25 protein-coding genes and 1 pseudogene are annotated in these 26699 nt (G+C 37.3%); 11 read left to right on the forward strand and 15 right to left on the reverse strand.

Translation table 11 applies throughout. The features are described 5' to 3' along the window. Window positions 1-97 precede the first annotated feature (97 nt). Window positions 98-916 (forward strand): prolipoprotein diacylglyceryl transferase, encoded by an 819-nt coding sequence (lgt, locus tag IPP61_03905; protein ID MBL0324319.1) that lies wholly within the window; start codon window positions 98-100, stop codon window positions 914-916. 49 nt (window positions 917-965) lie between these two features. Here lgt and IPP61_03910 read toward each other — a convergent pair whose 3' ends face one another. The 8 genes and pseudogenes from IPP61_03910 to IPP61_03945 all read right to left on the reverse strand — a co-directional run bounded on the left by IPP61_03910 (window position 966) and on the right by IPP61_03945 (window position 8626). After that, the gene (locus IPP61_03910; protein ID MBL0324320.1) at window positions 966-1958 is read right to left on the reverse strand and encodes a glycosyltransferase; all 993 of its coding nucleotides are present in this window, start codon (window positions 1956-1958) and stop codon (window positions 966-968) included. Between the two features lie 72 nt (window positions 1959-2030). Then, window positions 2031-3428: a phosphoglucosamine mutase gene (gene glmM, locus IPP61_03915; protein ID MBL0324321.1), complete on the reverse strand. Its 1398-nt coding sequence runs from the start codon at window positions 3426-3428 to the stop codon at window positions 2031-2033. 87 nt (window positions 3429-3515) lie between these two features. Beyond that, a complete protein-coding gene (locus tag IPP61_03920) occupies window positions 3516-4367 on the reverse strand; it encodes a transglutaminase family protein (GenBank protein ID MBL0324322.1) in 852 nt (283 codons plus the stop codon). Beyond that, entirely contained in the window at window positions 4364-5092 is a 729-nt protein-coding gene (locus IPP61_03925; GenBank protein ID MBL0324323.1) for a peptidase, read from the reverse strand. The genes IPP61_03920 and IPP61_03925 overlap by 4 nt, the downstream gene beginning before the upstream one ends. Window positions 5093-5137: 45 nt before the next feature. Further along, window positions 5138-6093: pseudogene (locus tag IPP61_03930) on the reverse strand (alpha-E domain-containing protein). A 156-nt stretch (window positions 6094-6249) separates the two neighbouring features. Then, window positions 6250-6642, reverse strand: a complete 393-nt coding sequence (locus IPP61_03935) for a Dabb family protein (GenBank protein ID MBL0324324.1) — start codon at window positions 6640-6642, stop codon at window positions 6250-6252. A gap of 84 nt (window positions 6643-6726) precedes the next feature. Then, entirely contained in the window at window positions 6727-7809 is a 1083-nt protein-coding gene (gene fbaA / locus IPP61_03940; protein ID MBL0324325.1) for a class II fructose-bisphosphate aldolase, read from the reverse strand. A 106-nt stretch (window positions 7810-7915) separates the two neighbouring features. Beyond that, window positions 7916-8626 (reverse strand): DNA alkylation repair protein, encoded by a 711-nt coding sequence (locus IPP61_03945; GenBank protein ID MBL0324326.1) that lies wholly within the window; start codon window positions 8624-8626, stop codon window positions 7916-7918. Window positions 8627-8685: 59 nt separating this feature from the next. Between IPP61_03945 and IPP61_03950 the strand changes: the two genes are divergently transcribed. The 5 genes from IPP61_03950 to IPP61_03970 all read left to right on the forward strand — a co-directional run bounded on the left by IPP61_03950 (window position 8686) and on the right by IPP61_03970 (window position 13108). Next, window positions 8686-9204: an NAD(P)H-dependent oxidoreductase gene (locus tag IPP61_03950; protein MBL0324327.1), complete on the forward strand. Its 519-nt coding sequence runs from the start codon at window positions 8686-8688 to the stop codon at window positions 9202-9204. Window positions 9205-9271: 67 nt separating this feature from the next. Then, a complete protein-coding gene (locus IPP61_03955) occupies window positions 9272-10054 on the forward strand; it encodes a DUF1080 domain-containing protein (GenBank protein MBL0324328.1) in 783 nt (260 codons plus the stop codon). A gap of 47 nt (window positions 10055-10101) precedes the next feature. Continuing rightward, a complete protein-coding gene (prmC, locus tag IPP61_03960; GenBank protein ID MBL0324329.1) occupies window positions 10102-10947 on the forward strand; it encodes a peptide chain release factor N(5)-glutamine methyltransferase in 846 nt (281 codons plus the stop codon). A gap of 96 nt (window positions 10948-11043) precedes the next feature. Next, window positions 11044-11964 carry an AAA family ATPase gene (locus IPP61_03965; protein ID MBL0324330.1) on the forward strand — a complete coding sequence of 307 codons (921 nt, stop codon included), beginning with the start codon at window positions 11044-11046 and terminating at the stop codon, window positions 11962-11964. Between the two features lie 76 nt (window positions 11965-12040). Then, window positions 12041-13108, forward strand: a complete 1068-nt coding sequence (locus IPP61_03970; GenBank protein ID MBL0324331.1) for a Fic family protein — start codon at window positions 12041-12043, stop codon at window positions 13106-13108. 31 nt (window positions 13109-13139) lie between these two features. Here IPP61_03970 and hemB read toward each other — a convergent pair whose 3' ends face one another. The 4 genes from hemB to IPP61_03990 all read right to left on the reverse strand — a co-directional run bounded on the left by hemB (window position 13140) and on the right by IPP61_03990 (window position 17705). Beyond that, the gene (gene hemB, locus IPP61_03975) at window positions 13140-14120 is read right to left on the reverse strand and encodes a porphobilinogen synthase (GenBank protein ID MBL0324332.1); all 981 of its coding nucleotides are present in this window, start codon (window positions 14118-14120) and stop codon (window positions 13140-13142) included. Window positions 14121-14200: 80 nt separating this feature from the next. Beyond that, window positions 14201-15073, reverse strand: a complete 873-nt coding sequence (gene atpG / locus IPP61_03980; protein ID MBL0324333.1) for an ATP synthase F1 subunit gamma — start codon at window positions 15071-15073, stop codon at window positions 14201-14203. A 55-nt stretch (window positions 15074-15128) separates the two neighbouring features. Beyond that, window positions 15129-16706, reverse strand: a complete 1578-nt coding sequence (locus IPP61_03985) for a F0F1 ATP synthase subunit alpha (protein MBL0324334.1) — start codon at window positions 16704-16706, stop codon at window positions 15129-15131. 183 nt (window positions 16707-16889) lie between these two features. Continuing rightward, window positions 16890-17705, reverse strand: a complete 816-nt coding sequence (locus IPP61_03990) for a 4-(cytidine 5'-diphospho)-2-C-methyl-D-erythritol kinase (protein ID MBL0324335.1) — start codon at window positions 17703-17705, stop codon at window positions 16890-16892. Window positions 17706-17846: 141 nt separating this feature from the next. Here IPP61_03990 and rpsJ point away from each other — a divergent pair, with 141 nt between their 5' ends. The 3 genes from rpsJ to IPP61_04005 all read left to right on the forward strand — a co-directional run bounded on the left by rpsJ (window position 17847) and on the right by IPP61_04005 (window position 20234). Then, entirely contained in the window at window positions 17847-18152 is a 306-nt protein-coding gene (gene rpsJ, locus IPP61_03995; GenBank protein ID MBL0324336.1) for a 30S ribosomal protein S10, read from the forward strand. A 156-nt stretch (window positions 18153-18308) separates the two neighbouring features. Continuing rightward, entirely contained in the window at window positions 18309-18953 is a 645-nt protein-coding gene (gene upp, locus IPP61_04000; GenBank protein MBL0324337.1) for a uracil phosphoribosyltransferase, read from the forward strand. A gap of 27 nt (window positions 18954-18980) precedes the next feature. Next, entirely contained in the window at window positions 18981-20234 is a 1254-nt protein-coding gene (locus IPP61_04005; GenBank protein MBL0324338.1) for an MFS transporter, read from the forward strand. 14 nt (window positions 20235-20248) lie between these two features. Here IPP61_04005 and IPP61_04010 read toward each other — a convergent pair whose 3' ends face one another. From IPP61_04010 to IPP61_04020, 3 genes are all read right to left on the reverse strand, one after another. Beyond that, complete coding sequence (locus IPP61_04010) at window positions 20249-21508, reverse strand: sterol desaturase family protein (GenBank protein MBL0324339.1); 1260 nt, start codon at window positions 21506-21508, stop codon at window positions 20249-20251. Window positions 21509-21711: 203 nt separating this feature from the next. After that, window positions 21712-22158, reverse strand: a complete 447-nt coding sequence (locus tag IPP61_04015) for a GNAT family N-acetyltransferase (protein MBL0324340.1) — start codon at window positions 22156-22158, stop codon at window positions 21712-21714. Between the two features lie 202 nt (window positions 22159-22360). Then, on the reverse strand, window positions 22361-24769 hold the full coding sequence (locus tag IPP61_04020) for a transketolase (GenBank protein MBL0324341.1): 2409 nt from the start codon (window positions 24767-24769) through the stop codon (window positions 22361-22363). A 223-nt stretch (window positions 24770-24992) separates the two neighbouring features. Between IPP61_04020 and IPP61_04025 the strand changes: the two genes are divergently transcribed. Both IPP61_04025 and IPP61_04030 read left to right on the forward strand, forming a co-directional pair. Beyond that, on the forward strand, window positions 24993-25385 hold the full coding sequence (locus IPP61_04025; protein ID MBL0324342.1) for a DUF1573 domain-containing protein: 393 nt from the start codon (window positions 24993-24995) through the stop codon (window positions 25383-25385). Between the two features lie 108 nt (window positions 25386-25493). After that, window positions 25494-26699 carry an ATPase gene (locus IPP61_04030; GenBank protein ID MBL0324343.1) on the forward strand — a complete coding sequence of 402 codons (1206 nt, stop codon included), beginning with the start codon at window positions 25494-25496 and terminating at the stop codon, window positions 26697-26699.

The following is a 26699-nucleotide window of genomic DNA, read 5'->3' on the forward strand; positions in this document are numbered from 1 at the left end:
GAGTCGTAAAAATAGTTAATAAATCATAATATGCCTTAATATTTTTTTGTTTTGAGGGAATAGGCTTAATTTTACTACCGTAAATAAAACAGCAGAGATGACAATAGCACAGATAGTTTGGGATGTTTCGCCCACCATTGTAAAGTTGGGGAGTTTTGAAATCAGGTGGTACGGTTTACTATTTGCTCTTGGCTTTGTTTTTGGTTATCAGAACATTGCCCGAATTTTCAAAATAGAAAACCAGCCAGAAAAAGATCTTGACACTTTGCTTTTGACCATGATTCTTTCGATTGTTTTGGGTGCCAGGATTGGTCATTATGTTTTCTATGAAGGTCACACTTTCTTAAATAACCCGGGGTTGTTTATTTGGGACATGCTTATTCCTCCATATTCCGGATTAGCCAGCCATGGTGCTGCTTTTGGTGTTTTAATCGGACTATTTATTTTCAAAAACCGTCATAAACAATACGATTATCTTTGGTTAACCGACCGTATGGTGATTGTTTCAGCTCTTGGTGGAACATTTATTCGTTTCGGGAATTTCATGAATTCCGAGATTGTTGGAAAAGCTACCAACAAACCCTGGGGGGTAATTTTTAAACAAAACTTTGAATTTGAACAAGTTGCACGCCACCCGGCTCAATTGTATGAATCAATAAGCTGCCTGATTCTGTTTGTTATTCTATTCTTTTTGTATGAAAAATGGAAAGCTAACACTCCAAAAGGTGCTTTGACCGGCATTTTCTTTATCTGGATATTTGGATTGAGGTTTTTCTATGAATTCCTGAAAGAAAATCAGGAGGCATTTGAAAATGGTATGGCATTAAACATGGGGCAGATTTTAAGTATTCCGGTGGTGTTATTTGGGGTTTATGTTTTGGTAAAGTCTTTCAAGAATCGCTCATTAAATATTTAATATTGAATAAGTTAAAAAAATAGTCTGAATTAATTTCAGCCTATTTTTTTTATCCCGCATAACCAAATAATCTTTTGATTGTTCGCTTAATATTAAGTATCCAAAGTGGAATAACATGATTACTGAGCAATATTTTGATATTTGGAATATCCGGATACATAAGACTAATGTATTTCGCCACCAATCCCAATTTTGCCCAATATTTTTCACTGTATTGCTTTGAATTGATCAATAAATAATACCAGCCTCCCAGGTTACGTTTAAATCTACCATGAAACTTAAAATCTGTGTCCTTATCTAAATTGGAATACATCAAAATCCTGTTTTCCAAAAATACTGCATCGTCTTTATGATCTGAATTACTGGCCCCGGCGGCATGCCGGCGATATGCTGCGGTAGTATCTGGCAAAAACTTGATTTTCCCAAATCTGGCCGCAAGCATTATCATAGGTATATCGCCACTTTTAACTTTCGGGAACCAGGGACGGGTAGGAAATATTGCGTCAAACCTAAAAAATAAGGAAGCCGTACCCATAAACCAAACTTCATGCTCAGCGATGAGGTCGTCAATAGTGAAAACGTCTTTCTCCAGATTTTGATTTAATAAATAGGCAGGTTGATCTTCTTCAAAATACTCAACCCGGCAGTTGGTAAAACATACCGCAAATTCCGGATTAGCCTCCATAAAATCGGCCTGTTTCTGGAGCTTCAGCGGGTCAATCCAATAATCATCCCCTTCCAGTGCTGCCATATACTTTCCCCGGCAGTTTTCAAGAATCCTGATTGAATTGGGTTGTGGTCCTCCATTTTTTTCACCTCTTACAACTTTTATTTTTTCAGGAAAACGAGCCTGGTATTCGTCTGCAATCTGGCTTGTACCGTCTTTAGAACAGTCATCTCCGATAATAATTTCGAAGTCAAAAGTAGTCTTTTGAGCCAACACACTTTCGACTGACTGGCGGAAAAATTTTGCATGATTATAGGTAAGCAGGTGAACACTTACCAGGGGTTTCAATGATGCAAACGTCGGGTTTATTTCCATATAAAAAAATATGCAGGACTATCACCCTGCATTTTTCAGAATTCTTTTACAAAAATATATAAAAGCCTAATATCAAGATATCATTGCTTCTTTAATATCCGAAATTATCTTATCGGCCAGATTGTCGGCTTTGGTTTCAAACTCACTTTCAGCATATATTCTGATGATAGGCTCGGTGTTTGATTTTCTCAAATGCACCCATTCTTTGTCGAAATATATTTTTACACCATCTCTCAAATCAATATCATATTTGGCATATTTTTTCTGAATTTTTGCCAAAATCCCATCCACATCGGTGCCTTGACTCAATTCTATTTTCTTTTTTGCAATGAAATAGTTGGGATATTTTTTCCGGAGAAAACCTACCGGCTTACCAAATTTTGCTAAATGTGTTAAAAATAAAGCAATACCCACTAAAGCGTCTCTTCCGTAATGCAGCTCAGGAAAAATAATTCCTCCGTTTCCTTCGCCACCAATAATGGAGCCCTTTTCTTTCATTTTTTCCACCACATTAACCTCCCCCACGGCAGCGGAAAAATATTCACCGCCATGATTGATTGTTACATCTTTCAAAGCCATTGTACTCGAAAGATTAGATACTGTAGTGTTTTTCTGTTTCTTATTGATACTTAAAATATAATCAGCTACAGCCACCAAAGTGTATTCTTCGCCGAAGGGTTCGCCATCTTCACAAATCAAAGCAAGACGGTCAACATCGGGGTCAACCACAATCCCAAGATCATAATCACCTTTTTGCATTTCGCCCGAAATCTCCCTCAGGTTTTCGGGAAGTGGCTCAGGATTATGTGCAAAATGCCCTGTTGGGTCACAGTTAATTTCTTTGATTTCGGTTATACCTAAAGCTTTTAATAGCATCGGAACGGCAATTCCTCCCGATGAGTTGACAGCATCTACAGCTATTTTGAAACCGGCATTTTTGATTAATTCTATATCAACCGAAGGTAAAGCGAGTATCTGATCAATATGTTTTTGAAGATAGCTATCGTCTTTTGTAACTTTCCCAAGATGTTTCACATCTGCAAAAGCAAAGTCTTCCGATTCAGCAATATCTAATAAATGTTGTCCATCAGCACCAGAAATAAATTCGCCTTTTTCGTTGAGGAGTTTCAAGGCATTCCATTGAACCGGATTATGACTTGCAGTAAGAATAATACCACCGGCAGCATTTTCTAAGGGTACGGCTATTTCAACAGTTGGAGTAGTAGAAAGTCCCAAATCAAGGACATCAATTCCCATGCCTACTAAAGTGGCAATCACCAAATCGTTAACCATAGGTCCGGAAGGCCGGGCATCACGTCCAACTATGACTTTTTTACTTAATCCTTCTTTTTTTAAAATTATTGAAGCAAAGGCGGCTGTAAATTTGACTATATCAATTGGGGTAAGATTATCTCCCGTCTTGCCTCCAATTGTACCTCTAATACCTGATATTGACTTAATTAATGACACGAAGTATGACTTTTTGTTTAATAATTTGACTACAATTTTATATGAAAATAGTTTTGGGCTTGTAAAATTAACTGTTTTTAAAGGAAATTATTCTTTCACAGCTTTAATTATTACCTGAGTGTCGAGCATAGAATCAACATTAAAAGAAGACCTATAAGTTCCACGGATGGGAGTCAATCCCCGATCTTCGATAGAAGAGGCAATGGCAATATAGTTGTGATCTACTACTCTTCCTTCAGTTGGATCAAATCCTCTCCAACCACCACCAGGCAAAAGCACTTCAACCCAGGCATGCAAATCATGCTGGTGCAATTCGCTTCCATATAGGTATCCGCTAACAAATCTTGATAATAATCCCATGGCAGCACAAACCTCCATCATTAAAACCGAGAAGTCTCTGCAGGAGCCTTGTAATGTTTTTAAAGTAATACCTCCTGAGTTTGCATCGCCACGTTCGCGGGAAACGTACTCAAATTTCCCATGAATTTCGGTGGTTAATTCCATCAAAAAATCGATGGTATCATATTTTGCCTTTTCGGCTATTTGTTTTGCAAATTCTCTTACAACTTCATCAATTTTCTTATTTCCTAAAATTGCCTCAAAATTTGAAGCTAATTTCCCGGGATACCGAAATGGAATTTTGGCAGTTTCGAATGGAAAAAAAACGAAATTCAAAGCCTGGAATGAATCAGTCTTTATTTTAAATTTTGAAAATACCTCAAAACTTTTTAGAAGCTGATTGATGTAGCATAATTGTTGAATATTTCCCTCCTGATCAATATTTTTTACCAATAAGTCGGGCTTGGGTAAAATCGTCAAATTACTTTCAATGATCTGCTGAAAAGGCGTAGGTCTTGGATTCAGATAGAAATAGTGAGGATTTAGACCCACATAATCTGAATACGTATATTTTAACCTATGCTCAATTTCGAGTATCATCTTGAGAGTTTTCTTAATAATGGGTCTATCCAATCATTGGGTAATTTCTGTACTGAGGCATTCAAAAGGGCATTCCATTGATAAGAAATATGCTCCAGATCCTGCTTGTCAAAAGTATGTTCAACGATATTGAAAGAATTTTTTTCGTATAAAATTACATCTAAAGGAAAATCGACGTCGTTGGCACTTACCCGGGTTGAGTCAAAAGCCAAAAAACCCAATTTTAATACTTCTTCAATAGGGGTATGGTACTTGATATTACGGTATAATATTGGCTTGCCGTATCCCGAATTCCCGATTATAATAAAAGGGGAGCCTTCGGTTACTTCAATCCAGTTGCCTTCAGGATAAATCAGGAACAGTTTATGCTCTTTATCATTCTGAAGCTGACCGCCAACTATAGCCGAAAGGTTAAATCTCAGACCGGCATTGGTCAGCGAATGGCTGTCTTCTGTTGCCACTCTTTTGATCTGATCACCAAAAGCGTTGGCAGCTTTGTACAACTTATCAAATTTATCGTCTTCATTTTCAAGCACTTCTTCAAAATATGTTATTGCTTTATCCCGAACCGATCTTAAGCCGGCAGTCATCACAAACAGGCAGTGATTGTTTACCTGGTGTGTTGATACTTTTCTTTCACTTGAAACCTCACTTCCTGAAGTTATTCTGCGGTCGGCAATTCCTACTATTCCCTGGGCGGTCTTTACCCCTAAACAAAAGGTCATTGGTTGTTATATTTTTTTAAGGTGCAAATTTAATCATAATGCCGTCTAAAATTTGGCATCAAGGTCAAAATATACTTTAAATATTTGGCTGTCTATATTATTGTTTTTTATCTGGAATTCATTTAAAAAATGATGCAATCCCTGATCTATAATTTCCTGAGTTTCAGTAAAATCTATCATATTTTTCAACAATGTCATACTTTTTTCAGCAGGATTGGTATAGCTGTCCTGTGGCCTGGCACCCGAAAGTCGATACAAAGCGTATTCTGCTTTTTTGATAGAATGATGAATAGCCCTGGGAAAATCCCGGTCTTTTATCAAAAATTCTATGATGTTATCTTGCCTGAGACTTTTGTATTTCTGCCTGTACATATTAAATGCACTCACTGACTTTAATACCGATGACCATATCAATAAATCCTGTGGATTGACTTGCTTTTCGTCAGACACAGCACTGAAATTAAAATATCCGATATCCAGAAAGCGGGAAGTTTTGTCGGCCCGCTCAATAAATTTTCCCAGATTGGCAAAATAGTGGGCTTCATTTCGGCTCAAAGTGCCATCCATCATACCATTAAATAGCTGGCATTTTTGTTTTATTTTTCATAATACTGGGGAAGATTATCAAAACTAGGCTTTTTGCTTTTGTTAAATTCAAGATAAAAGCCGTTGAGATGTTCCCAAACTTCCTTTGGCAAAGTTTCTTTTACGGTACGGGCATTTTCTCTTGCATATGCCAGCAGATTAAAGATTGAGTTGGGATTGAGTTGATCGAAAGTTATAAAATCGATTATTTTGTTTTGATCATCCACATCGCCATACATACTCAGGTAATTGTCTCTATCATGGGTGGCTTCCAGTAAAAGAGTCCATTGTTGGGAAATCATTCCCGGTAAATCATAAGAAAGGTTGATATTTACACTTACAAATCGAGAGTAATTTTCGACTCTTTCCAAATATCTACTCATCCAATAGATAGAATTGGCTACTCTACTTAACATTTTCTTTGGTTTTATTTATTTCAAATTTATGAAAAACAACATAAAATCCAAGTTTCAGACAAAATGCTTTTCAAATCAGGAATACTTTCTATGTTTTTCTTGAAAAAATATAATAAAACCTTAATTTTTCTTTTAACTTATTCTTTTTGCCAAATGTCAGATATCGACGGAATCATAAACATTGACCTTTTCCCATAAATAGGAATAATCCTCCACAAATTTCAGATGAATAAGGTGCTTTTGATAGATTTCTTCTTCCTCAAGATTTTCAAAAAAACACATCCATGAAACCGAGTAATCCCTCACAATCACTGATCGATTGGTACTTGCAGGTAGCCCGATATGAAAAGATTTAATTGTAGGAACTTTAGAAAGTTTCGTTAACCCTTCAATCAATTTTTCCCGGTTTACCTGATTATTCTCTTTCAAATAAAAATATACATGATGTATAAATGCTTTTTCAGTTTTTTTATTTCCAATTCCAACAACGGGTATTGCAGCCAGGACCGCTGATTTTTGTAAAAACGCTCTTCTGTTTTGATTTTTCATTTTTAATAAGTGATTGAATTTCAAAATTGGTCAAAAAAAAATCCCGAACAAAATGAACGGGATTTTTGATAAGAATATTAAATCTTAATACAATCCTTCGCAACGATTGATACAATTCAAATCTTCGAACGCAACTTTTAGGCGTGCAATCATAGATTCTTCGCCTTTACGCAACCATACACGCGGGTCATAATATTTTTTATTTGGCGAATCGGCACCCTCAGGATTTCCCAATTGTGACTGAAGATAGCCTTCTTTGTCTTTGTAATATTTAAGGATTCCTTCCCAGGTGCTCCACTGCATATCGGTATCGATATTCATTTTTACTGCACCGTAAGTAATCGCTTCACGAATCTCCTCGCGACTTGAACCAGAACCACCGTGGAATACAAAATTTACGGGTAATTCACCTGTTCCATATTTTTTCTGGATATAATCCTGAGAATTTTTCAAAATGACAGGCTTCAATGACACGTTGCCCGGCTTATATACACCATGAACGTTACCAAAAGCAGCAGCAATCGTAAAGTTTGGAGAAATACTTCCCAATTCTTCATAGGCAAAAGCTACTTCCTCAGGCTGAGTATATAGTTTTGAGCTGTCAACATCAGAATTATCAACACCATCTTCCTCTCCACCGGTTACACCCAATTCAATCTCAAGTGTCATGCCCATTTTAGCCATTCTTTCCAGATATTTCTTCGAGATTTCGATGTTTTCGGCGATTGGCTCTTCAGAAAGGTCAATCATGTGTGAGCTGAAAAGTGGAGAACCCGTTGCAGCAAAATGTTTTTCGCCGGCATCCAAAAGTCCGTCAATCCAGGGTAAAAGTTTTTTAGCACAGTGGTCGGTGTGTAAAACAACAGGCACACCATAAAACTGGGCCATTTGATGTACATGCAGTGCTCCTGAGATAGATCCGGCAACGGCTGCTTTCTGACCTTCATTGGAAAGGCTTTTTCCTGCATAAAATATACCGCCCCCGTTAGAAAACTGAATCATCACCGGTGAATTCACGGCTTTGGCAGTTTCAAGAACAGCATTTATTGAATTTGTACCGACAACATTTACGGCAGGAAGTGCATAGTTATTTTCATTAGCATGTCTCAACAATTGGTTAAGTGCTTCACCGGTTACTACGCCCGGTTTGATCAAAGATTGGCTCATAAAATATACTTTTAGTATTTAAAAAAGATTTTTTTTTATTTTAGCCTGATGAAGAAGGTTAACGTAAAAATGTAGTGCAAATTTACAAAAAAAGCCCTTTCGACTTTCATTTTAATGTTAAATAATATTTCCTTTTTTCCTCGGGAAGTTTCTCAATAGCATATCTTAAAGTTGTACGTGGAATAAGCTGTATATGCTTTTTTAAAAAATCTTCAACAATCACATTTCCGCCTTTGTGCCATATTTCTCTCAGTACCCATCCGTTGGCTTTATGCATGAGATCGTGTTTGTGGAAAAGCAACATTTCAATTAGCATCATCGGAAACTCAAATGATTTATTTTTCACAAAATACAACATTGCAATTATTGCGATTCTCTCTGACCAAAGGTGGCCACTTTGGGCGAGTTTTATTAGTATCGTTCTGTCTGTTTCATCAAAAAAATATGGACCAATAATAAAGTGAGTGGAACAATCAACCAAATCCCAATTGTTGATATAAGGAATATGCCCGATGTAAAATTCGACTAATTCTTTCTTTAATTTCCTATCTTTCAGCTTATTATATTTTAAAACAAGCACACTTAAAGCCGTAAATCTTACTTCGTGGATTTCACTTTTCAATAGCTGATCTATATCGATATATTCAAGTGTTTTGAAATACTCTTTTGCAATTTTATGAACCTCAGGGTTTGTTAAGCCCCAAAATGTATCACCAGCACCATATTGGCCTTCGGCTACTTTAAAATATTTTGATTTTTGAAGTGCTTTTTCTGGATTTTTAAGTGATTCCAGTTGTTTTAATACTTTTTCCCACATAATTACCGAATTTTGAAACCAAATATCGTGTTTATAAATTTTAAACCAGAATTTTTTAAATGATAGGTATAATCATCGGCACCAACCGGGAGGGCTCACTTTCAGAAGAAATAGCTATTTATTACAAAAAAGAATTAGAAATACTAAATCAAAAAACCATTTTGATTGATTTAAAAGAGCTTCCCAAAGACTTTCAGTTTACGGCTCTTTATGGCAAAAAAAATCCGGCTTTTGAAAAATTTCAAGACCTGATTGATAGATGTGAAAAACTGATCTTTGTGGCACCAGAATATAATAATTCATATCCCGGAATTTTAAAATCGTTTATCGAAGGGCTAAGACATCCCGACAGCCTGAGTTCCAAAAAGGTATGTCTTGTGGGTGTGTCAACAGGAGTATTGGGAAATGCAATCGGATTGAGCCATCTAAATGACATTTTGAGTTATCTAAATGCCAACGTGCTCGGTCTTAGAGTAAAACTTGGCTCACTTGATTTGCATTTTAAAGAGGGTCAAATTACCAGTGAAACGTACAAATCGTTCATTAATCGACAAATTCACTCTTTTTTGGCTTTTTAATTTATATTTTGGTCAATCCTTTTAGGGATTTATATATTTTTGGAAAAAATTAATCAACCTTTCAAATATGAAAAAATCATTCAATACTTTATTGGTGACATTTTTAGGTATTAGCAGTTTAGCCACAGCTCAATATCCTAACACCCCGCCTGAAGTTTCTCCAATGCCAATGAAACCCGAAATGACTGAAATCTGGGAACCACAGGTAAAAGTAGTAACTGCGGCCAAAAAACTTGGTGATGCACCTTCAGATGCAATCATTCTATTTGACGGTAAAAACCTTGACCAATGGGTTAGCCAAAGGGACATTACAAAACCAGCACCCTGGAAAATCGTTGACAATGATCATATAGAAGTTGTACCTAACAGTGGAGGGATTCAAACCAAAATGAAATTTGGTGACTGCCAGCTCCACATCGAGTTTAGTGCTCCTGATGTAGTAGAAAGCCAGGGACAAGGTCGTGGGAATAGCGGCGTTTTTCTTCAAAACAGATATGAATTGCAGGTTTTGGACTCTTATAACAGCCGTACTTATAGCAATGGCCAGGCTGCGAGTATTTACAAAGACGTGCCGCCATTGGTAAATGCCATGCGTAGCCCGCTCGAGTGGAATACCTATGATATTATTTACACTGCGGTTAGGTTTAAAGCCGACGGAAGAGTGGATGCTCCGGCTCGTATCACAGTTTTGCACAATGGGGTTTTAGTTCAAAATAATACCACTATTGCAGGGTTGACTAACTATATCGGCCTTCATACTTATCCGGCGGCCCATGGTGATGATGTGATTTCCTTACAAGATCATGGAAATAAGACCCAATTCAGAAATATCTGGATAAGAAAACTGTAAAAAGCTTTATTAGTAATAATTTTGAGGGGGCATAGTCCCCTTTTTTTATGGAAAAAATAAGATTAAAAGAGCATTTTGAGGAAATATTATCTTCAATACTGTTTTATGAGCCTACCGAAGCCAGAGAAATATTATTTTTGGTTTTTGAGAAAATTTATGGCGTTAAAAAAAATGATTTTGTTATAAATGATTTTTTTCTCCCTTTAAAAGATAATGAGATTGACCAAATTATTAAAAGATTAAACCAAAATGAACCAATTCAATATATTTTAGGTGAAGCCTGGTTTTGTGAATATAAATTTTATGTAAATGAAAATGTATTAATTCCCAGACCGGAAACCGAAGAATTGATTAGCCATATTGTAAACTACAAGCCTAAATCAATTCTGGATCTGGGAACTGGAAGTGGATGTATTGCAATAAGTTGTGCGAAAATTCTTAAAAACACAGAAGTGTATGCCGTCGATATTTCTGAAAAAGCATTGGAAATAGCTAAAAAAAATAATTTAAATTTAGAAGCAAAAGTAAAATTATCTATTGCTGACATCTTAGACTTTCATAACCCTTTTGGAAAGATAAAGTTTGACATGATTGTTAGTAATCCTCCCTATGTCAAAGACAGTGAACAAAAAGAGATGAGAAAAAATGTTCTGGATTTTGAGCCATTTCTTGCCCTCTTTGTTGCAGACAATGACCCTTTGATTTTTTACAGAAAAATTGCGGAAATTGGCCTTACCCATTTAAAACCTAAAGGAAAAATTATAGTTGAGATTAACTCGGCATTGGGAATTGAGACCTGCCAAATATTTGAAAATTATGGTTATCAAAACGTAATTCTAATAAATGACTTTTTAGGAAGAAACAGGTTTGTTTTTGGAGAATTTTTGGGTTAAACTAAAAATATGCCGTAATTTACTTCTTGAAATTGAAAAATATTCGTGGAAAATACAGAAGCAATATACACAAAAATAGATGCCATCTTTTCTGAAATGGGAAAAGTGCTTGTAGGGCAGGAGTACCTTGTTAACAGGTTATTGATAGGTCTTTTTACCGAAGGGCATATTTTGCTTGAAGGCGTTCCAGGGCTGGCCAAAACCAAAACTATCAATACTTTATCAAAAGTTTTGCATCTTAATTTTAAAAGAGTCCAATTTACTCCAGACTTACTGCCTTCCGACTTAATTGGAACAATGATTTTCAATCAGAAATCCGGAAATTTTGAAGTAAAAAAAGGGCCTATTTTCTCAAATTTGATTCTGGCGGATGAAGTAAACCGGGCACCGGCAAAAGTTCAATCGGCTTTACTTGAAGCCATGGCAGAAAAACAAATCACATTGGGTGACGAATCTTATAAACTTGACAGACCTTTTTTGGTTTTGGCTACTCAAAACCCCGTCGAACAGGAAGGCACTTATCCACTACCTGAAGCACAAGTTGACCGATTTATGATGAAAGTTTTTGTGAGCTATCTTGATAAAAAATCAGAACTGAATATGCTCAGAAAAATTGCGAATCAAAATGAAGACCCGGAAGTTAATCAAGTATTGACAAAGTCTGATATTGAGGCAATAAAAGAACTTATTTCCAAAGTTTCAATTTCTGATATGCTTGAAAGATACATCATTGAACTCGTTTTTGCTACCCGAAACCCTGAAGAATACGGTCTCAAAGATGAGGCTAAATATATACAATTTGGAGTTTCGCCCCGAGCAGGAATTGCCCTGCATAAAGCCGCAAAAGTTCTTGCATTTTTTGATAAAAGAGATTACGTTTTGCCGGAAGATATCAAAGCACTGGTTTCGGATGTGTTTAATCACCGCATAATTCTCAACTACGAGGCCGAAGCCGATGGAGTAAATACCAGAGAAATCATTACAAATATTCTTAAAAAAGTAGCAATTGGGGGATAATTATTAAAAAAATAATGGGAAGATTCAATATTTAAAAAAATATGACTATTTTTGTCATGTTTATTTTAGTCATATTATGAATTTTGGATCCTATATCAAAAACTGGAGAGCAAAAAACAATGTAACTATGCAAGAGCTATCTGCTCTTTCGGGTATAGATCAGGCTCTTATCTCCAAATATGAATCCGGGAATAGAATCCCATCTGAAAAACACCTGTTGTATCTTTCAACCGGTATGAATGTGCCATTGATTACTATCAGAAGAGAGTATTTGGCTGATAAAATAGCAGAACTACTCAGATATGAAGAAGGTGCTGGTGAAATATTGGCCATGGCCGAACCCAGAATCCAATATTTGAGTAGTAAGCAAGTTTTGCAGTTTCAGGGTATTTCAGAAAAAATCAACCAAAAATTGGCAGAAATAGACAATTTAAAAAAACGTTGGGCTGCCCAAAAGCCTCTTTCCCAGATTCAGCTACAAAAAATGAATGAGTTTTTTGATGTAAATTACACTTTCGACAGCAATCGAATTGAAGGAAACACATTAACTCTTCAAGAAACCCATTTGGTGGTAAATGAAGGAATTACTATCGGTGGAAAAAGCATGAGGGAGCATCTGGAAGCCATAAATCATTACGAAGCTGTATCATTTATTAAAGATATGGTAACCGGAAATGAGGACATCTCAAAAAGAAGTCTGCTGGATATCCACAGATTGGTTTTGAAATCAATTGATAGTCAATCGGCCGGCACATACAGGAAAGTAGGCGTTAGGATTTCCGGAAGCAAGCACATTCCACCTGATGCCCTACAGTTGGATGAATTAATGGATGATTATTTTCTTTTTTATCAAAAAAATAAATTGAGGATGCATCCAGTAATTTTAGCAGCTGAGATGCATGAAAGGCTGGTAAGTATTCACCCCTTTATTGATGGGAATGGTCGTACAGCCAGATTGTTAATGAATTTTATTTTACTAAAAAATGGTTTTACAATAGCTATTTTGAAAGGTGATTGGGATTCAAGAATGGCTTATTACCGCTCCTTGGAAGAAGTTCAGATAAATAACAATCCTGAACCTTTTTATGAAATGATAACTTCAAAAGTAGAAGAATCACTCAGTGAACACCTCAGTATGGTATAAAAAGAGTTTCTGTAAACCGAAACTCCTTTTTTTATTTCTGTAACAAAGTAGCCACTTCTTTTGCAAAATAACTTAATATTATATCTGCCCCGGCTCTTTTCATACTTATTAGCATTTCCATCATTGCTTTTTCACCGTCAATCCAGCCATTTTGGGCGGCAGCTTTTATCATTGCATATTCCCCGGAAACATTATAAGCAGAAATCGGAACATTGAAATTTTCTTTCAGACTTTTTATAACATCAAGATAACTAAATGCTGGCTTAACCATCATAATATCAGCACCTTCGGCAAAGTCTAGTTCTGCCTCCAACAAGGCTTCTTTTACATTTGCAGGGTTCATCTGGTATGTTTTTTTGTCACCAAACTTTGGAGCAGAATCCAATGCATCTCGGAATGGTCCATAAAAAGCACTGGCATATTTTGCAGTATATGACATAATACTTACTTCGGTATATCCTTCTGCATCTAAACCTTTCCTGATGGCTCCTACCCTACCGTCCATCATGTCGGATGGTCCAATGATATCTGCACCTGCTTTAGCCTGTGCCACTGCCATTTTTACAAGGATATCAACAGTAATATCATTCAGGATTTTGCCATTTTCCACTACACCGTCATGTCCGTCAGAGCTATAAGGATCTAAAGCCACATCAGTCATAATGGCAAGATTAGGGAAGTTTTCTTTTATAGAAGACAAACATCTCAAATAAAGAGTCTCCGGCAATATACTCTCTGAGCCGAACTTGTCTTTTTTACTTTCAGGATAATTAGGAAAAAGACAAATTGACTTAATTCCTAAATCTGTAACTTCTTTTAATTCTTCTAATAAGGTATCCTGGCTAAATCTGTAAATGCCCGGCATGGATTTTATTTCAACTTTAACACCAGAACCCTCCTGCACAAACATTGGGAATATGAAATCATTTACAGAAAGTGTGGTTTCTTCAACCATGGTTCTAATAGCCGACGATTGTCGGTTTCTTCTGGGACGATGTGTCAAAATTTGCATTATTAGTAATTTTTACAAAAATAACGAAATAAAAAACGCCTCAGATGTAATCTAAGGCGTTTTAAAATATTGATTTTTTATTAAGCTCCTTTTAAGGCTTCTGCACCACCAACAATCTCAAGGATTTCCTTGGTAATAGCCGCCTGACGTGACCGGTTATACTCGATTTTAAGAGCTTTTAGCAAATCTCCTCCATTTTCGGTTGCTTTATCCATGGCAGTCATTCGAGCACCATGTTCAGAAGCATTGGAATCAAGCAAAGATTTGAACAACTGCATTTTTATTGATTTTGGAATCAATTCGAGCAAAATCTCTTCTTCTGTTGGTTCAAAAATATAATCAACATTTGAAGTCTTGGAATCTTTCTCTACATTATTAACCAGAGGAAGTAATTTCTCTGTACGAATAATCTGAGTGGCAACGTTTTTGAATTCATTAAATATCAAAACCACTTCATCAAATTTTGCACCTGCGAAATCAGTCATAACTTCCTCAGCAACTTCTTTTGCTGCATCAAAAGTCAAATTATGAAAAATCTCGATGTGTTTTTGATTGACATTGAGTCCACGACGAATAAAAGCCTCTCCTCCTTTTTTACCTAAAGGCAAGATTGTAACATTTTTATCAGCAAAATTTTCCTGAATATGAGATATTGCTGCTTTTATTACATTAGAATTAAATGCACCGCAAAGTCCCCGATCAGAAGTTACCAAAATCACCAAAACATTGTTTACTTCTCTTACCTGAGTAAATGGACTGTTTTCACCAACTTCAGTACCCTCAGAAACCTGTGCAATTAGCTCATTAAGTTTTTTTGCATAAGGTCGCATTTGTATAATACGATCCTGTGCTTTTCTCAATTTTGCGGCCGCAACCATTTTCATGGCTTTGGTAATCTGCATGGTAGAGTTTACAGATGTGATTCTATTTCTTACTTCTTTTAATGAAGCCATTTCAATTTACAATTTTTGATTTCAGATTTTAGATTGAAAATAATTCAAATCTTTATCAAGCGTATTTCTGAGCCAATTCTTTACCGAATTTCATAATATAATCAGTATCCTCTTTCTCGAGTTTACCTTTTGACAAATTATCCAAAATTTCAGGCTTGGTTGATTTAAGGATAGTCAGGAATTCGTGCTCATATTCTTTCACTTTGGCAACAGGCACCAAGTCCATAATACCATTGATTGAACCATAGATGATAGAAACCTGCTCACCAACTGTACTTGGTTGATATTGACCTTGTTTCAAGATCTCCTGATTTCGACGACCACGCTCAATAACTAGCTTAGTTGCTGCATCCAAATCAGAACCAAACTTAGCAAAGGCTTCCAATTCACGGAACTGAGCCTGATCAAGTTTCAGTGTTCCGGCTACTTTCTTCATTGATTTTATCTGTGCGTTACCACCCACACGTGATACCGAAATACCTACGTTGATCGCTGGACGAATACCGGCATTAAACAGATTGGACTCAAGGAATATCTGACCATCGGTAATTGAGATTACGTTGGTAGGAATATAAGCTGACACGTCTCCAGCCTGAGTTTCGATGATTGGAAGGGCTGTTAATGAACCACCACCTTTAACTTTTCCAGCCAATGAAGGAGGAAGGTCGTTCATAGCCTGAGCAATTGCATCAGATTGATTGATTTTTGCGGCACGCTCCAACAAACGAGAGTGAAGATAGAAAACGTCACCAGGGTAAGCCTCACGACCCGGTGGACGACGAAGCAACAATGATACTTCACGATAAGCAACTGCTTGTTTTGAAAGGTCATCATATATTACTAAGGCCGGACGACCGGTATCTCTGAAATACTCGCCAATAGCAGCCCCTGTAAATGGAGCAAAAAACTGCATAGGTGAAGGATCTGAAGCACCGGCTGCTACGATAACGGTATAGTCCATAGCACCGTAACGACGGAGTGTTTGCTCAACTTGCTTAACTGTGGAGGCTTTTTGACCGCAGGCTACATAAATACAATATACAGGCTCACCTTTATCGAAGAATTCTTTTTGGTTGATTATGGTATCTATACAAACTGCTGTTTTACCTGTCTGACGGTCACCAATTACCAACTCACGCTGACCACGGCCAATCGGAATCATCGCATCGATAGCTTTGATACCTGTTTGAAGTGGCTCAGTCACTGGCTGACGATAAATAACACCTGGTGCTTTTCTTTCGAGTGGCATCTCAAAAGTTTCTCCTAAAATCGGGCCATGGCCGTCGATTGGCTCAGCAAGTGTGTTTACTACACGGCCAACAATACCTTCACCTACTTTTACCGAGGCTATCAGTCCTGTTCTTTTGGCAATAGCTCCTTCTTTTATTTCTGAAGACTCACCCAACAATACTGCACCCACATTGTCTTCTTCAAGGTTAAGAGCCAAGCCTTTCAGGCCGTTTTCAAATTCTATAAGTTCTCCTTGTTGTACTTTAGAAAGTCCGTAAATACGTGCTACCCCGTCACCAATCTGGAGTACGGTACCTACTTCTTCTAGTTCTGCTTCGGTTTTTGCACCGGCTAATTGCTCACGCAAAATCGCCGAAACCTCGTCTGGTCTTACTGATGCCATGCTTTTTATTATTCAAATAATTAATTTATGAAGCTAATCTGAAAACCCTCTGTTGTCAGAATTTTCGGGTGCGAAATAACAAAAAAAATTTCATTAATCCGATAAAAAAGCAAAAAAAAGACTAAAATTCTTGTATTATTCTCAGAATGGGCTGGTAATTTTTTTGTAAAATAAAAACAGTAATCAAAATTTTGCTTTTCCTGTCCAAATCACACAGTTTTCAGGACTAAATTTCTCAGGTAAATTCTCGAAAATACCATAAACTGTGGAGCCACTTCCGGTCATCGAAGCATAAAGGGCTCCGACAGAATAAAGTTCCTGTTTTACTTCAGAAATTTTCGGGTGATTTAATTGTATTTTTTCTTCGAAATCATTCACAAGCAATTCTTTCCACTGCGAAACAGGCATTTTTAAAATCTCTTTTATTGAAATCTCAGGAATATGAGGAATAACACCTGAGTAGGCTTCAGCCGTAGAAATATGGATCTGAGGATTGGCCAGAACAAGACTGTAACCTTTTAAGGAAAAGTCTATTTCCTCGAAATCTGTACCTCTACCAAAACAGAATTTAGGACGATTTTGAATAAAAAACGGACAATCGCTGCCAAGTTGGGAAGCAAAGTCTTCGAGCTGTAAATCTGAAAGATTTAATTCAAAAATTTCATTTAGCATTTTCAAAGCAAAGGCTCCGTCTGCCGAACCTCCACCGATGCCAGCACCCATTGGGATGACTTTGTGAAGGTGAATATTTACAGAATTTTCGAAAACTAAACCTGCACCAACAAGGATTTTGTAAGCTTTAATTATCAGATTATTAGCAGTTTCTCCAGGAATTTCTAAACCACTGGATTTGAAAGAAAACTCGTCGGCTTTTATGATTTCCAGAGCATCGGTCCATTCTACAGGATAGAATACCGACTCAATGTTATGGTAACCATCGGGTCGTTTCCCGATAACATTTAGTCCAAGATTTATTTTTGCATTTGGAAAAGTGAGCATTCTATAAATAAAATTGAGTTCAAAATTCCCGAAAGATTTTGCTAATACCAAATGAAATACTAATTTTGCACCTCAATTTTCGGTCTTCGGAGTAAATGGTTCTTTCGGAGACTTATTTTTCACCAAAATAAATTTGAACCAATGTCTCAAAAAATCAGAATCAAATTGAAGTCGTTTGACCATTCATTGGTTGACAACTCTTCAGAAAAAATCGTTAAAGCCGTTAAGTCAACAGGAGCAACCGTTAGCGGTCCAATTCCATTGCCTACACGTGTTGAGAAATTCACAGTATTGCGTTCACCGCACGTATCAAAAAAATCAAGAGAGCAGTTTCAGCTTTGTACTTACAAGAGATTGATCGATATTTTCTCTGCAAGTCCAAAAACTGTTGATGCCTTGATGAAACTTGAACTTCCTGCAGGTGTTGACGTAGAAATCAAAGTTTAACAGATTTACTGACCGACATTTCAGATGCCTTTTTTCGGATAACGGAAAAAGGCATTTTTTTTTGAACCTATCGAAATTTAAGTTTAAATAAAAAGACCTAAAACTCAGGTTTCATTAATTGAGCAAAATTTATATTTTTGTAAAAAACTAAAAATCATGCTTGTTTTATCAGAGAGCAATTCGATAGTAAAAAATTTTATTGGGGAACTCAGAGATGTGGAAATACAAAAAGACACCATGCGGTTCAGGAAAAATCTGGAGCGGATAGGTGAGATTTTTGCTTACGAGATATCGAAAACCATGACTTTTAGTAATCAAAAAATAACCACTGTGTTGGGAGAAAAAAATACACAGGTATTGACTGACTTCCCGATAATTGCCACTGTCCTACGTGCGGCCATGCCCCTTCATATTGGTTTACTGAATTTTTTCGACAAATCTGACAGTGCTTTTATAGGTGCGTATCGTGGAGTTCATGACAAATCTGAGCATTTTAATATTGAAATGGACTATATAAGCAGCCCTGATCTGACCGGCAAAACGCTGATAATTTGCGACCCAATGCTTGCCACCGGAAAATCACTTGAAAAAGCCTATCATGGCTTATTGAGGTTTGGAATACCCGCCAAAACGCACATCGTTTCGGTAATAGCCAGTGACCGTGGGGCAAGATTTGTCAAAGCCCGCATGCCTGAATGTAAACTTTGGATTGGAGATATAGACGAAGAGCTAAATGACAAGTCGTACATTGTGCCCGGGCTGGGTGATGCCGGCGACCTGGCATTTGGTGTGAAAATATAAACCCTTTTTAAAAACAGAACCCTAACCATGAAATCGCAAAAGACTGACCTTCAGCATCTTTTCAGTATGCCTGTAATTGTAGCTGCCCTTGGCTACTTTGTTGACATTTATGATTTACAACTTTTTGGTATTGTAAGGATTCCTAGTCTTGAAAGTCTGGGTTTGTCAAAAGCAGAAATAGACTCGGTAGGCTCCTCAATTATAAATTCTCAAATGATTGGTCTTTTAATTGGTGGAATCCTTTGGGGAACGCTGGGCGATAAAAGAGGAAGACTTTCTGTGCTTTTTGGTTCAATTATTACTTATTCACTTGCCAATATTTTTTGTGGTTTGATACCTCAGATTGATTTTGTTGACAAAGTTGAGGCTTACAAATGGCTCCGTTTTTTAGCCGGAATAGGTCTCGCCGGCGAATTAGGTGCCGGTATCACTCTTGTCTCAGAGGTTTTGCCTAAACATTTAAGAGCAAAAGGTACTTCTCTGGTTGCAGGAGTAGGCCTTTTGGGTGCTGTTGTGGCTACTTTTACCGTAAAACTTTCGGGCGACTGGACCATTGCATACTTTATTGGTGGAGGAATGGGCTTTTTATTGTTATTACTAAGAGTGGGTGTGATAGAATCAGGAATGTATAAAAATATCAAACATACATCCAGTGTCACTAAAGGCAACTTCTTCGCTTTTTTTACCGATTGGGACCGGTTTGTGAAATATCTCAAATGTATCGGTATTGGCCTACCAACCTGGTTTTGTATTGGAATTTTGATATATCTGAGCAATCAATTTGGAGAAGCCCTCGGAATCACAGAAAAAGTTGAACCCGGACTTGCAATTATGTGGGCTTATGTGGGAATTTCTGCAGGGGATTTCTTAAGCGGTTTTTTAAGTCATTGGCTGGCTTCCCGAAAAAAAGCTATCGCATTTATGATGGGCATGTCGTTACTGGGAGTTTTGTTTTTCTTATTTGGTGGAATGAAAACAGCCAATACGCTTTATGCTACCGCAGTTTGGTTAGGTTTCTGGACAGGTTACTGGGCGATGTTTGTGACAGTAGGTGCCGAGCAGTTTGGAACCAATCTGAGAGCTACAGCTGCTACTACCGTACCCAATATGGTTAGAGGAGCATTGGCCGGTATGATTGTAATTTTCAATTTTTTAAAACCGAGCCAGGGTGTCGTATGGTCCGCAGCAATATTGGGAATTGTGATTTACCTCCTTGGCTTTTATTCAACGCTTTCTATAGCAGAAACCCACAATAAAGATCTGGACTATCTGGAACATTAATTTGGAAAATAAACTTATGAAGCCCGTGACAATGAGAGTTGCGGACTTTTTTTTGCAAAATACCAGGTCAAAATTGTGGCTGTAATTCCATATAGTATCAAAATGATTTTCAAATTTTCTGATATAATTGGAGACCAAAATGAAAATACCAAAAGCCCCGTGATTAGATAAAGGTTTTTAATGATTTCGAAAAAAATGGCATTGGGGTTTTTATCCATAAATTCGGTATAACTGTAAACATGCAGAAAAATTAACACCCCGAATGTGAGCATTCCTACCAAATCAAGTTTTGAAATATTTAAAAACAATAAAACCAAAAAGCCCAAAGTGGCCAAAAACTGCACCCAAACCCACACCAGGCTTTGCTGACTCAGCTGAATGTCATATTTCTTAAAATGGTATGGGTCGCTTATTTTTTTGATTGGATATTTTTCATCAAAACCCTCCGGACGCCAGCCCGTGGGCATAAACCAAATTCTGAACTTATCCCGGATATTTGGAGCACGCCATGCATCTTTTATCAAAATCCAGAGATGCATGAAATTAATTTTTACCGGATTCCAGGTACTTACGGGGCGGGTGATGCCATAAACCGGTGGTATATCGGGTAGTTCTTCCTGAAACGTACCAAAAAGTTTATCCCAAATGATGAATATCTGACTGTGGTTTTTGTCCATGTACTCAGGGTTGATAGAATGATGAACTCTGTGATGCGATGGAGTCACAATGATTTTCTCGAGAAAACCCATTTTCCCAATATAAACTGTATGATACCAAAACTGGGCAAAAAGATGAAGCGGAGCCACTGTGGCAATCACAATGGGTGGCACTCCAAAAATGGCTGCCGGAATAAGGAAGAAAGTCCAGATATTGACAAAGCTCGAAATACTTTGACGCAAAGCACAAGCCAGATTGTACTCTTCAGAACTATGATGAATGGCGTGTTTGTTCCAAAAAAGGTTTACTTCGTGTGAAAGCCTGTGCACCCAATAGCCCATAAAATCAAGGGCAATAAAAGCGATAATATAGGTAGCGATGGTATTTTCAATCTTGAAAAAGGCAAAATGGGTCATAAACCAATCATATGAAATAATTGTGATACTGAGCCCCAAAACATCCTTTAGCACATTGGTGTAGCCCGAACTTAAGCTCGAAATGGTATCCAAAGCCCGAAATGGATCTTTGCGTTTACGATAGCCGTACCATTTTTCGAATAAAACCAAAAACAAAAAAGCCGGCATGGCTATGAGCAAAATTCGGGCGTAAGTTTCCATTGGTATGCAAGCAGAGTAATTTTTTGCAAATATATAAATTTCTGCTATTTATAAATATTTAGATATATTATTTGATTAAAAATAGATTTTGAATACCATAACTGGAACACATATTTCATAGATGAGACCTCGTTTTTAATTAAAAAATGAACAACACTTACCAACTCTAAAAACTGTTGCCTACTTCCTGTTACCTAAAAATCTTACAAATGCTTTTCAAAACAAATACTATTTTCAACACCCATGTACTGTCCAAAATTCTCGATGACTTTGTAGCCCACTTTATGATAAAAAGCCACAGCTGCTTCTTGCCGTTTCCCGGTTTCGAGAATTAGGCGTTCTACTCCCAATTCTTTGGCCCATTGTTCAAGTTCAGTTATCAAAAAAACTGCTGCACCACTGCCTCTCTGTTCAGGTACAACATACATACGCTTGAGCTCCCACACGCCGTCCTCATACTTTTTGATGGCTCCACATGCATTGGGCTGTTCACCATTATAAACTACCACAACATGCTGAATATGAGTAATCTTATTGAATTGGTCATAAAACGCATGCTCATCCCCATCCGTAATGGTCAGATATTCGTCCAGAGCTTTTACTAATGACTGGAAGTCGGTATTGGAGGAATTGGTACGGAGTGAGTGCATAGTTACAAATCAGGCAATCGACTTTTATTTGAATTATAAATTATTGGATTAGTCTTCAAAACCTCTATTTTCTAAGATGAAAATTTCAAGGACATTAAATTGTTAATCAAAATTTCATACTCAAGTATAAACCAAGTTCATCAAGAAATTTAACCCATTTCTTAATTACAAAAACCAATTTTGTATTGATATTTTTACAAAATCAATACAACTCCGGAAACTTGTCTGGCTTAGCTTCATGCAAGAGTTTATAGGTGGCCTCAAAAATGGTCTCAGTATTTGGTTTAGAGAAATAATCACCATCAGAGCCATAAGCAGGTCTGTGAGCCTGGGCACTGATCGCCAAAGGTTTGGAATCAAGATAGTGATAGGCATCATGTTGGTCAAGAACCTGCTGCATCATGTAAGCAGTACCTCCACCCGGCATATCTTCGTCAGCAAATATTACCCGATTGGTCTTTTTGACAGATTTTAAAATAATCTTATCTATGTCAAATGGCAATAAGGTCTGAACATCGATTACTTCGGCATCAATACCTACTTTTTGCAAATCATCGGCGGCTTCCATCACTATCCTGCACATGGAACCATAAGTGACTATGGTGACATCGGTACCTTCACGAAGAATTTCAGGCACACCAAGAGGTTCACAGATTTCGGAGAGATTGTCAGGTAATTGTTCTTTAATACGATATCCGTTAAGGCTTTCTATAATTAATGCAGGGTCGTCGCCTTTAAGTAAAGTATTGTAAAAACCGGCTGCTTTGACAAAGTTTCGGGGAGTAACCACATGCATTCCACGTAAAGCATGAATCATTACGGCCATTGGGGAACCTGAATGCCAGATACCTTCCAGTCTATGACCACGGGTCCTAACGATAAGTGGGGCACATTGTCTGCCAACGGTGCGATAACGAAGTGACGCCAGGTCGTCGGTCAATGTAGCCAAAGTATAATAGATGTAATCAAAATACTGAACTTCAACAATCGGACGTAAACCTCTCATGGCGGCACCAATACCTTGACCGATGATGGTTGTCTCTCTTATTCCTGTATCATTGATCCTTAGTTTTCCGTATTTTTCCTGTAACCCGGCAAAACCCTGGTTTACATCACCTATTTTCCCTACATCCTCACCTAAAGCAAACACCAGTGGATTACTGGCAAAAAGCATATCAAAATAATTATTGATGACTTCGCGACCATCAACCATTGGGCTTTTAGGTGAATATAAAGGCTTTACGGGGGTAACTTTTAAAGGCGATGTTGGATACTCACTATAGAGGTGGGTATTGTATCTATCAGCATTTTTTGTCTCTAGAGAATTTAGAAGTTTGGCGATTTCTTTTCTAAATTTTTCAACATTAACTATCCTAAGAGCCTTTTTCAGTGCTTTGACTCCGTCTTTTTTTAAGAGATTATTATTGCTGTCAATTGATTTTATTAAACCAGAAAGTTCAACATTTTCTTTTTGACTTTCTGAAATCTCTTTCAAAAGACTAATAACCTGTTTATTTTCTTTATTTATTGCATCTCTGGCAGCATCCCAGGCTTTTTTTCTCGCATTTTTTGCTATTTCATCTGCTTCGGCTTCAATTATAGCAAGGTCGGCCTCATCGCTGATTCCGTTTTCAAGAATCCACTGTTTTAGTTTTAGGTTACAATCAAAAGCATGTTCCCAGTCGAGTCTTTCCTTTGACTTATATCTTTCATGTGAGCCTGATGCAGAGTGGCCCTGAGGTTGAGTTACTTCATATACATGAACCAACACAGGCACATGTTCATCTCTGGCTATCCTGGCAGCTTTCTGATAAGCTTCAAGCAGAGCCGGGTAGTCCCAACCTTTAACTTTTATGATTTCAATTCCCTCTTTTTCTCCTCTTTCAAAACCTTTCAAGGCTTCCGAAATACTTGCCTTTGTAGTTTGATATTCAATAGGTACCGAAATCCCATAGCCATCGTCCCAAACCGATACAACCAAAGGAATTTGCAAAACTCCGGCAGCATTAATAGTTTCAAAAAACATGCCCTGAGAAGTCGATGCATCGCCAATAGTTGCGAAACACACCTCATTGCCATGGTTTGAGAAGTTTTTTTGGTTTTTAAGTGCGGGATTATGCCGATAAAGTTTTGAAGCAAATGCTAAACCTACGCTTCGAGGCATCTGTCCTGCAGTAGATGATACATCCACTACCCCATTATACATTTCGGTCTGATTGAGCCAATTCCCATTTTCATCTACCCAATGATTGCCATAATGTGAATTCATAGAGCGACCTCCTGAAAAAATATCATGTTTTGGATCAGCGTGAGCATACAGCTGTGCAAAAAATTGCTGCCATGTAAGACCCTCAGTGGCCGCTACTAAAGTCTGATCCCGATAATACCCGGAACGGAAATCACCTTTTCTGAAAACTTTGGAGAGGGCAATTTGTGCAAGTTCTTTACCATCACCAAAAATTCCAAACTTTGCTCTGCCCATAAAAACGTCCTTCCTTCCAAGCAAACTTGCAGACCGACTTTCACATGCAAGCTTATAGTCCTCGAGTATTTCTTTTTTCGAAAGGATTATGTCATTTATTGTATAATAACCATTCAAAAGGTCACTCATAAGCAAATTCCGGTTTAGAATCTCGTATTTTTACATGTTTTTTTGTAAAATTCAAGATTTATAGTGTAAAATTAAGGGATTTTTTTTAAAAACCAATCAGCAAATAATTATACAAAAGTATTGTTAACGCATTGTTAAAAAATTTTGGTTTTTAAAACCTTGGTATTTACTTTGCATATAAGATTAGTATCAGAATTATTTATAACAATTAATATTAAAGAGAATGAAAAAATTATTTTTTACGCTTGTAAGTGTGCTTTTGTTTGCGGCGGCTACTCAAGCTCAGGGAGTTTTAAAGTTTAATAAAGAAACTCATGATTTTGGAAAAATCGCTGAAGGTCCTTTGGCAACGTATTCTTTTGAGGTAACCAATACAGGTACTGCTCCGGTAATTATCACTAATGCTCAAGCTTCATGTGGTTGTACTACTCCGGAATGGTCAAAAGAACCAATTATGCCAGGAGCAAAAAGTGTAATTAAAGTAGGATATAATACATCAGGTCGCCCTAATGCATTTACAAAAACTATCACAGTTGTAAGTAATGCAGAAAATGGCACAATCATTTTGACTATCAAAGGGAATGTGATACCAAAAAGTGCTGCCGGCAGCAAATAATTTCTTAATAAAGATATTCTTTTAAGGTCATCGGAATCGATGACCTTTTTTTGTAATTGTTTTAAATTCTAACCTAAATTTTTTATATTTAGAAAAAAATCGGGTTGTATGACCATTCTTTGTATTTGTACATATTTTAAAGGTGCTGAATTTCTCAAAGCTGCAAAAGCTGAGGGAAACATAGTTTTTTTGCTTACTCACAAAGATTTAGAACATAAACCATGGCCTAGAGAGAGTATTGATCAGTTTTTTTATCTCGAAAACAATGAAAATACTTTTGAAACCTACAAAACTATCATTCAGGGGACATCCTCTTTGATGCAAAAAAACAAAATTGATTTGGTTGTAGCACTTGATGACTTTGATGTTGAAAAAGCCGCCCTGGTAAGGGAGCATTTCAGGATCCCTGGAATGGGACAAACTACTGCCCGGTATTTCAGAGATAAGCTGGCCATGCGGGTACAAGCCGATGATTATCAGATTCCAGTACCTGACTTCAGTTCACTTTTTACCGATATTGATATTACAGAATTTTTAGAAAAAACTACCGGACCCTGGTTGGTAAAACCACGATCAGAGGCTTCGGCTGCCGGAATTAAGAAGGTGTATTCAAAAGACGAAGCATGGTCTCATATTCATTCACTGGGTGAAGACCGACACCAGTTTTTGATCGAATGCTTTAAACCGGGAGATGTATATCACATTGATTCACTGATTATTGACAGCAAAGTAGTTTTTGAAAGATGCAGCCAATATCTTAGTCCTCCTTTTGACGTAGCACATGGTGGAGGTATTTTCAGGTCTGTAACTGTGGAGCATGGCTCTTTCGACGAAGAAGCCCTTTCACTTATCAATCATCAGGTAATGAAAGCCTTTGGGATGCGTTTTAGTGCTACCCACACTGAAGTGATAAAATGCCACGAAGACGGCAATTATTATTTTCTAGAAACCGCCTCAAGAGTAGGTGGAGCTCATCTGGCCGAAATGGTGGAGGCCTCCTCAGGAATAAATCTATGGAAGGAATGGGCAAAAATTGAAACCGCTGTAGCTGAAAAGAAAAAATATATTTTGCCCAAAGTTGAAAAATCCTATTCCGGAATTATCATAAGTTTATCTTCACACCAATGGCCTGATATGACCCCATTTAATGATCCTGAGGTAGTTTGGGTCATGAATGAAGAATATCATGTGGGATTAATTGTAAAATCTGCTGATAGAAAAAGAGTTTTGGAATTGCTCGATAAATACGCCAAAATGATTGTGGAAATGGGTTATCATGCTTCAGCCCCGGCTCCCGACAAACCTACTCATTAA

The organism is Cytophagaceae bacterium (assembly GCA_016722655.1).
Lineage (GTDB): Bacteria > Bacteroidota > Bacteroidia > Cytophagales > Spirosomataceae > Leadbetterella.

What these genes read in the sequence shown, in the direction of transcription:
- lgt (MBL0324319.1), top strand. Translation starts at nt 98, where the DNA reads ATGACAATAGCACAGATAGTTTGGGATGTTTCGCCCACCATTGTAAAG.
- IPP61_03910 (MBL0324320.1), bottom strand. Translation starts at nt 1,958, where the DNA reads ATGGAAATAAACCCGACGTTTGCATCATTGAAACCCCTGGTAAGTGTT.
- IPP61_03920 (MBL0324322.1), bottom strand. Translation starts at nt 4,367, where the DNA reads ATGATACTCGAAATTGAGCATAGGTTAAAATATACGTATTCAGATTAT.
- IPP61_03925 (MBL0324323.1), bottom strand. Translation starts at nt 5,092, where the DNA reads ATGACCTTTTGTTTAGGGGTAAAGACCGCCCAGGGAATAGTAGGAATT.
- IPP61_03935 (MBL0324324.1), bottom strand. Translation starts at nt 6,642, where the DNA reads ATGAAAAATCAAAACAGAAGAGCGTTTTTACAAAAATCAGCGGTCCTG.
- fbaA (MBL0324325.1), bottom strand. Translation starts at nt 7,809, where the DNA reads ATGAGCCAATCTTTGATCAAACCGGGCGTAGTAACCGGTGAAGCACTT.
- IPP61_03945 (MBL0324326.1), bottom strand. Translation starts at nt 8,626, where the DNA reads ATGTGGGAAAAAGTATTAAAACAACTGGAATCACTTAAAAATCCAGAA.
- IPP61_03950 (MBL0324327.1), top strand. Translation starts at nt 8,686, where the DNA reads ATGATAGGTATAATCATCGGCACCAACCGGGAGGGCTCACTTTCAGAA.
- IPP61_03955 (MBL0324328.1), top strand. Translation starts at nt 9,272, where the DNA reads ATGAAAAAATCATTCAATACTTTATTGGTGACATTTTTAGGTATTAGC.
- prmC (MBL0324329.1), top strand. Translation starts at nt 10,102, where the DNA reads ATGGAAAAAATAAGATTAAAAGAGCATTTTGAGGAAATATTATCTTCA.
- IPP61_03965 (MBL0324330.1), top strand. Translation starts at nt 11,044, where the DNA reads ATGGGAAAAGTGCTTGTAGGGCAGGAGTACCTTGTTAACAGGTTATTG.
- IPP61_03970 (MBL0324331.1), top strand. Translation starts at nt 12,041, where the DNA reads ATGAATTTTGGATCCTATATCAAAAACTGGAGAGCAAAAAACAATGTA.
- hemB (MBL0324332.1), bottom strand. Translation starts at nt 14,120, where the DNA reads ATGCAAATTTTGACACATCGTCCCAGAAGAAACCGACAATCGTCGGCT.
- atpG (MBL0324333.1), bottom strand. Translation starts at nt 15,073, where the DNA reads ATGGCTTCATTAAAAGAAGTAAGAAATAGAATCACATCTGTAAACTCT.
- IPP61_03985 (MBL0324334.1), bottom strand. Translation starts at nt 16,706, where the DNA reads ATGGCATCAGTAAGACCAGACGAGGTTTCGGCGATTTTGCGTGAGCAA.
- IPP61_03990 (MBL0324335.1), bottom strand. Translation starts at nt 17,705, where the DNA reads ATGCTCACTTTTCCAAATGCAAAAATAAATCTTGGACTAAATGTTATC.
- rpsJ (MBL0324336.1), top strand. Translation starts at nt 17,847, where the DNA reads ATGTCTCAAAAAATCAGAATCAAATTGAAGTCGTTTGACCATTCATTG.
- upp (MBL0324337.1), top strand. Translation starts at nt 18,309, where the DNA reads ATGCTTGTTTTATCAGAGAGCAATTCGATAGTAAAAAATTTTATTGGG.
- IPP61_04005 (MBL0324338.1), top strand. Translation starts at nt 18,981, where the DNA reads ATGAAATCGCAAAAGACTGACCTTCAGCATCTTTTCAGTATGCCTGTA.
- IPP61_04010 (MBL0324339.1), bottom strand. Translation starts at nt 21,508, where the DNA reads ATGGAAACTTACGCCCGAATTTTGCTCATAGCCATGCCGGCTTTTTTG.
- IPP61_04015 (MBL0324340.1), bottom strand. Translation starts at nt 22,158, where the DNA reads ATGCACTCACTCCGTACCAATTCCTCCAATACCGACTTCCAGTCATTA.
- IPP61_04020 (MBL0324341.1), bottom strand. Translation starts at nt 24,769, where the DNA reads ATGAGTGACCTTTTGAATGGTTATTATACAATAAATGACATAATCCTT.
- IPP61_04025 (MBL0324342.1), top strand. Translation starts at nt 24,993, where the DNA reads ATGAAAAAATTATTTTTTACGCTTGTAAGTGTGCTTTTGTTTGCGGCG.
- IPP61_04030 (MBL0324343.1), top strand. Translation starts at nt 25,494, where the DNA reads ATGACCATTCTTTGTATTTGTACATATTTTAAAGGTGCTGAATTTCTC.